7 protein-coding genes are annotated in these 6,202 nt (G+C 69.1%); 4 read left to right on the forward strand and 3 right to left on the reverse strand.

Translation table 11 applies throughout. The annotated features are described in order from the left end of the window. Window positions 1–77: 77 nt before the first annotated feature. Window positions 78–1,334, forward strand: a complete 1,257-nt coding sequence (locus tag DQP56_RS22025) for a PPE family protein (RefSeq protein ID WP_133259001.1) — start codon at window positions 78–80, stop codon at window positions 1,332–1,334. Here DQP56_RS22025 and DQP56_RS22030 read toward each other — a convergent pair whose 3' ends face one another. Further along, window positions 1,335–1,961 carry a TetR/AcrR family transcriptional regulator gene (locus tag DQP56_RS22030; RefSeq protein WP_112689064.1) on the reverse strand — a complete coding sequence of 209 codons (627 nt, stop codon included), beginning with the start codon at window positions 1,959–1,961 and terminating at the stop codon, window positions 1,335–1,337. A gap of 39 nt (window positions 1,962–2,000) precedes the next feature. Here DQP56_RS22030 and DQP56_RS22035 point away from each other — a divergent pair, with 39 nt between their 5' ends. Continuing rightward, window positions 2,001–3,227: a hypothetical protein gene (locus DQP56_RS22035; RefSeq protein ID WP_112689066.1), complete on the forward strand. Its 1,227-nt coding sequence runs from the start codon at window positions 2,001–2,003 to the stop codon at window positions 3,225–3,227. 402 nt (window positions 3,228–3,629) lie between these two features. On the opposite strand, the gene DQP56_RS22040 is transcribed toward DQP56_RS22035, so the two are convergent. Beyond that, the gene (locus tag DQP56_RS22040) at window positions 3,630–4,031 is read right to left on the reverse strand and encodes a hypothetical protein (RefSeq protein WP_112689068.1); all 402 of its coding nucleotides are present in this window, start codon (window positions 4,029–4,031) and stop codon (window positions 3,630–3,632) included. A 12-nt stretch (window positions 4,032–4,043) separates the two neighbouring features. Then, a complete protein-coding gene (locus tag DQP56_RS22045; protein WP_112689074.1) occupies window positions 4,044–4,685 on the reverse strand; it encodes a TetR/AcrR family transcriptional regulator in 642 nt (213 codons plus the stop codon). Between the two features lie 92 nt (window positions 4,686–4,777). Between DQP56_RS22045 and DQP56_RS22050 the strand changes: the two genes are divergently transcribed. Both DQP56_RS22050 and DQP56_RS22055 read left to right on the forward strand, forming a co-directional pair. After that, entirely contained in the window at window positions 4,778–5,632 is an 855-nt protein-coding gene (locus DQP56_RS22050) for an oxygenase MpaB family protein (protein WP_112689070.1), read from the forward strand. A gap of 65 nt (window positions 5,633–5,697) precedes the next feature. Then, window positions 5,698–6,081, forward strand: a complete 384-nt coding sequence (locus tag DQP56_RS22055) for an Rv0313 family protein (protein ID WP_112689072.1) — start codon at window positions 5,698–5,700, stop codon at window positions 6,079–6,081. Window positions 6,082–6,202: the final 121 nt, after the last annotated feature.

Consider the following 6,202-nt stretch of genomic DNA (forward strand, 5'->3'; position numbering starts at 1 on the left):
CGGCGACGTCTCGCGCCGTTTCGAATCGACGCACGGTCGTGCCCCGACCGCCGGCCGCGGGCTGAGTGGGAGCCGGCATGGATTTCGCGCTGCTCCCCCCGGAGGTGAATTCCGGGCGGATGTACACCGGCCCCGGTGCGGCGCCGATGCTCGCGGCGGCCTCGGCCTGGGATGCCCTTGCCGCCGACCTGGAGTTGGCTGCCGTCGGGTATGCGGAGGTGATCGCCAGCCTGACCGGCCACGAATGGTCCGGGCCGGCATCGGCGGCGATGGTCAAGGCGGCGATGCCCTACGTGGCGTGGCTGCAGGCGAGCTCCGTCAAGGCCGAGCAGACCGCCATCCAGGCCAAGACTGTGGTGGCGGCCTACGAGGCCGCGTTTGCCGCGACCGTGCCGCCGGGCGAGGTGGCCGCCAATCGGGCGTTGCTCGCGGCGCTGGTCGCCACCAACTTCCTGGGCCAGAACACTCCGGCCATCGCCGCGACCGAGGCGCACTACGGCGAGATGTGGGCGCAGGACGCCGTCGCGATGTACGGGTATGCAGCCGTTGCTACGCCGGCCAGCGCCCTGCCGGCCGTGGACCAGCCGCCGCGCACCACCAACCCGGCCGGTCCGGGCGTCCAGTCAGCTGCGGCCTCACATGCGGCCGGGACCAGTGCTCAGGCACACCTCAACGGCGCGATACACGGCGTGCTGCAACAGCTGTCGACATCGACCGGGACGTCGGGTACGTCGTCGGAGTCGCTGGCCGACCTGCTGAATCCGCTGACGCCCTATACCAGCGTCGCCGCCAGCGGGATCAGCTTCGACTCCAGCATGTACACCGTGGTGTCCAACGGCGCCGGCTGGGGACGGCTGCTGTTCGTGCGCGGTGGCGTCGAGGGTGCGTTGACCTTCGAGGGGCTGGGCCCGCGCGGTGTGCTGTCGTCGTCGACCACGCCGGCCGTCGGTGCCGGCATGGGCCGGGCGGTCCCGGTCGGGCGACTGTCGGTACCGCCGAGATGGGCCAGCGCGGCACCGCAACTGCGGCCGACCGCGTTCACCCTGGCCGCTGCCGAGACCCGATTGCCGGCCGTGAGCGCTTTGCCGCCGGGCACGGCGTTCCAAGAGGCGCTGATGGGAACGACAGCCGGCCAGGGCGCAATGACCGACACCAGCGGTGCTCGCGGCCAGAAGACGGGCAAGAAGAACGAGGAGCAGGACGGCCAGCCGGTCACCACGCTGACCAACGGCAACGGCTGGTTGGCGTCATCCTGGGCCTATCACAACCGACCGCGGGAGGGCCAGCCGCTGCCGACCCATTGGCGCACCGGGCCTTCGGACCAGTCCGCGTAGTTATCGGCGCTCGCGTTCCAAGTAGTGGCTGACCATCTCGATCAGCGCCCGCCGTTCGGTTTGCCAGTCGAATTCGCCGCCGACGATCATCTGTGCCAACACGATTCCCCGCAGCGACGCCCAGATCACCTCGACCACACCGGAATCCGCCGGGTCATCAGAGACCAGCACGCCCAGCCGGTTGATCGCTTCGTTCATCTGCAGCAGGTGCTCGCGGGACTGCTCACCGAGGCTGCCGCGGGTGGCTCGCAGGATCTCGAACGCCGCCAGTGAGGTCGGGCTGGCGTAGCAGCGCCACGCGGTGTCCACGACGGCCTCGATGCGCTGCCGCAGCTCCAGTCCGCCGACGTCGACCGCCGACAGGCTCGTCAGCAACCGGGCGACACCGTCGTCGACCACGGCCATCAGCAGCCCGTTGCGGTCGCCGAAGTGGTACTGGATGACGCCCCAGGTCACCCCGGCCCGTTCGGCGACGTGCTTGGCGGTGGCCGCGCCGAAGCCCTCGTCGGTGATGCAGCGCACCGTCTCCTCGATGATCCGGGCACGAGTGTCGTCGCCCCGCTTGCGGGGCGCGGCGGTTCGCCGGGTCGGACCGGGAGATGCGGCAGTACCAGCGGAAATACCCATTGTTGACTTTATAACATAGTCCGATCTATTTTTTCTTCTGTGACCGAATCCAGGTATGCGTCGCTGTCGCGCGACGAGTTGGCCGTGCTGGTACCCGAACTGTTGCTGATCGGGCACATGATCGACCGCTCCGGGATGGCCTGGTGCATCCAGGAGTTCGGCCGCGAGGAGATGCTGCAGATCGCTATCGAGGAGTGGGCGGGCTCGAGCCCGGTCTACACCCAGCGCATGCAGCGGGCGCTGGGCTACGTCGGCGACGATGTGCCCACCATCTTCAAGGGCCTGCAGTTCGACATCGGCTCACCGCCGCAGTTCATGGACTTCCGCTTCACCGTCCACGACCGCTGGAATGGCGAATTCGAGTTGGCCAGCTGCGGCGCGTTGCTCGACGTCGAGCCGATGGGCGAGGACTACGTCTTCGGCATGTGCCACACCATCGAGGACCCGACGTTCGACGCCACCGCGGTGGCCACCAACGTCAAGGCGCAGTGCCGCCCGGTGCACCGGCCGCCCCGCACCCCGGCCGACCGGCAGCCGCACTGCTGCTGGACCGTCATCATCGATGAGTCCTATCCGGACGCCCAGCCGATCCCCGCGTTGGCGGTGATCAGCGAAACCAACGCCGCCACTTGGCAACTCGGTGAGATCGATCCGGCCGATGAGGGACTGTCGGACTACACTGGGCCGCTGCTGTCCGATGTCGACTTCACCGCGTTCTCCCACTCGGCACTGGTCCGGATGGCCGACGAGGTGTGTCTGCAGATGCACCTGCTGTACCTGTCGTTCGCGCTGGCGGTGCGCGCGCGGGCCGACACCGACGAGCTGGCGGTCTCGGTGGGCCGCCGTCAGCTGACCGGGCTGGCCGGGCTGGGCGCGATGCGCATCAAGAACGCCATGCGGCTCTCCGACGACATCGCCGGGGCGCTGCGCACCTTCGAGTTGCACCCGTTGCTCAATCCGGCCGGCTACGTGCGCGCCGAGATCGCTGAGGACCGGATCGCGGTGCATCGCTCAGCTGCGCACGACGACGGTGCCTGGATTTCGCTGTGTTCGCCGGCCGCGGTCAACCCGTTGCAGGCCATCGCGACCGCGGTCAACCCGCTGCTGCGGGTCAGCGTCGAAGGGTCCGACGACGAGTGGACGGCACAACTGACCCAAACCGACACCGAGGCCAAGGAATTGCCCGAGGTGATGGTGACCAAGGTCAGCGGCGGTGCGACCTTCCAGTTCCGCACCCGAAAGTCGTTGCCGCTAACGGTTGTATAACCCTATGGTCTCGACGGTGGCGGCTCACCTCGCCGTGCCCCTAACGTGGTCACGACCCTAGCCGCTGTCGATCCAAGGTAGTCAGCATATGTACGACCCGCAGGCCGACGATGTCACCCGGGAAGCGGACGCAATCGGTGCGACCCAGCTGGCGCCGACGGTGACGTCAGGCCCCGGTTCCGGTGTCGTGGACGCCTACGCCTGGTCGCAGGAGGACGGCAGTGCCGGCGCCGAACCGGTGCCCTACGTCGAGGATCCTTATGATCCGGCGCCCGGCACCGGGCGTCGTCCGGCCGCATCGGTCCCCCCGCCGGTTGCTGGCCGTCGCCACCCGGCGCGGTGGCCGCGGTATGCGCTCGGTGTCGGCATCCTGGTGGCGCTGATCGCGATCGCCGGCGCGCTTTACAGCCTGGCGGGCAGCTCGGAGACAGAGGCGCCGGTGCAGCCGGAGACCAGCGCCGTGGTGGTGTCGCCGGTCCCGTCGTCCAGCGCGTTACCGCCACCGCCGCCCAGCACGCCCGTACCGGCACCGCCGCCGGTGGCTACCACACTGGCACCGCCGCCGACTACCACCGCCCCACCGAGCACCACCACCACGGCGCCCCCCACCACCACGACTCCGCCGCCGAGCACCACCGCGCCCACCACGACGACGGCACCCCCGACCACGACCGCACCCCCGACCACGACCGCACCACCGAGCACCACGGTGCCGCCGAGCAGCACGGTGCCGCCGACCACGACCGTGCCGATGACGACCGAGTACCTGCGAATTCCCTTGGTGCCGATACCGATACCGATCACCGTTCCGGAGAACTAAGCCCGCCCGCGGATCAGCGGAACCAACACCGAGGCGGAGAACGCCGTGATCTCGGCGTGGCTGTGCAAGTGCGGCGGCCCGCCCGGTGTCAGCAGCAGCGACTGGGTCAGCCGGGCCAGCACCGCTGACAGCGAAGCGATCTCGCTTGCGTCGGTCGAGCCGCCGGAGCGCTCCCGCACCAACCGGATGCGCTCGGCGAGGAACGCCGAGGCCAGCTCGACCACGTCACCGGCTCCGATCGTCAGCGCTCGGAGCGTCTCGTCGCGGTCCACCTCGAGCAGCTGGTGCAGTAATCGGTTGTCGCGCAACGTGACCAGGGTGGTGGTGCAGAACCGCACGATGTAATCGTCGATCTCGGCGTCGGCCGGATGGTCGGCCAACAGGCCGGTGCCGGAGTCGATCTGCGTCAGCACCCGCCCGGCCTCATACAGGAACGCGGCCGCGACGATATCGCTCTTGGCGCCCAGTCGCCGGTAGAGCGTGGCCCGGTTGATCCCGGCGCGGCGGGCGATGTCGTCGGTACTGGTCCGCCGGACCCCGGTGAGGGCGAACTGCTCCAGCGCGGCCCGCAGGATGGGGGCATCGGCGTCGGACTCGTCTGGCGTCCCGAGCAGCGCAAACAACGGATTGGCGGCCATCGGGGTCGAATCTACCGCCGGGAACATTGCCAACAACTCGGAACAATGCAACAATTATTGTTGAATCGTTGCATAGTGGAGAGGATCCGGCCATGGCTATCCGGCAGTCCCAGCCACCGGTCGACCGGGGTCTGGACCTGGCCGACTACGTCGGTGAGGGTTTCCTGTTCCTCGGCGCGGGCGTGACGGTGCTGCTGCAGCTGGCCGAGCCCGGCGTCGGACACGGCGTCGCCGATCACTCCACGGTGCTGTCCCGGCCGCTGGACCGGCTGCGCACCACCATGACCTACATCTACGTCACCACCCTCGGCACCGAGGAGGAGCGGCGCGCCGTGGCCAAGATGGTCAACCAGGCGCACGTGCCGGTGAAGTCGAAGCCGGACGGCCCGGTGCCCTACAACGGCTTCGACCCCGATCTGCAGCTGTGGGTGGCGGCCACGCTCTATAAGAACGGCCAAGACCTCTACGAGCGCTTCCTGGGCCCGATGGACGACGCCACCGCCGAACGGCTGTATGAGCAGTCGGCGGTCTACGGCACCACGCTGCAGGTCAAGCCGGAGATGTGGCCGCCGACCCGCGCCGAGTTCGAGCAGTACTGGCAGCGCAAGCTCGACGAGCTGACCATCGACGACCATGTTCGGGCGTTCTGCCACGAGCTGTTCCGCGGCGGCGACTCGCCGCTGCTGATCCGGCTCGGTATGCCGTTGAACCGGTGGATCACCCGAGGCCTGCTGCCGCCGCAACTCCGCGAGCAACTGCACTGGACCTGGAGCCCGCGCGATCAGCAGCTGTTCGACGCGCTGATGGCGGTGCTGCCGCCGGTGTACCGCCTGGTGCCGCGGCCGATCCGCTGGTTGCCGTCGCGCTACTACCTGTGGGCGATGCGCCGCCGGCTTAGCAGCGGGCGGCGGCTGATCGACGAGCGCGACCGGGTCGACGCCGCCTGACACTGGCCGGATCCCGCCCGCCGCGGGCACACTGGGGTGGGACACCGGGCCGGAAGGGGTTGGCGATGAGCAACGACGGTGCATTCGGATTCGATTCTGAGGACCTGGACCGGATGATGCGCGAGGCCGGCGAGGGGCTGCGCGCCGCATTCGACCGGTTCTCCGGAGCGCTCGGCACGGGCAACCGGGCGGGCTGGGGCGGGATTCTCGCCGATCTGGCCCAGGCGGCGCGGTCCGGGCCGCCGACCACGGGCGAGACCGGCGACGGCGTGTGGGCCATCTACACCGTCGGCGACGACGGCGCGGCCCGGGTCGAGCAGGTCTACGCCACCGAGATCGACGCACTGCGGGCCAGCCAACGCAACCCCGATCCCAAGCGAAAAGTACGGTTTTTGCCCTACGGGATTGCGGTCGGTGTGCTCGATGACAGTGCCGACCAAAGCGAGTGACGTAGCCCACCGACAGGCGGGGCACGCCTGGTTTGAGACGGTTCCGGCGTGGGTTACATTGCCACCGTGCCTGAGATGAGCCGCCGCCAAGTCATGTTGATGCTGGGTGTCGGGGCGCTCG

This window comes from Mycolicibacter senuensis, assembly GCF_003284925.1.
Taxonomy (GTDB): domain Bacteria; phylum Actinomycetota; class Actinomycetes; order Mycobacteriales; family Mycobacteriaceae; genus Mycobacterium; species Mycobacterium algericum_A.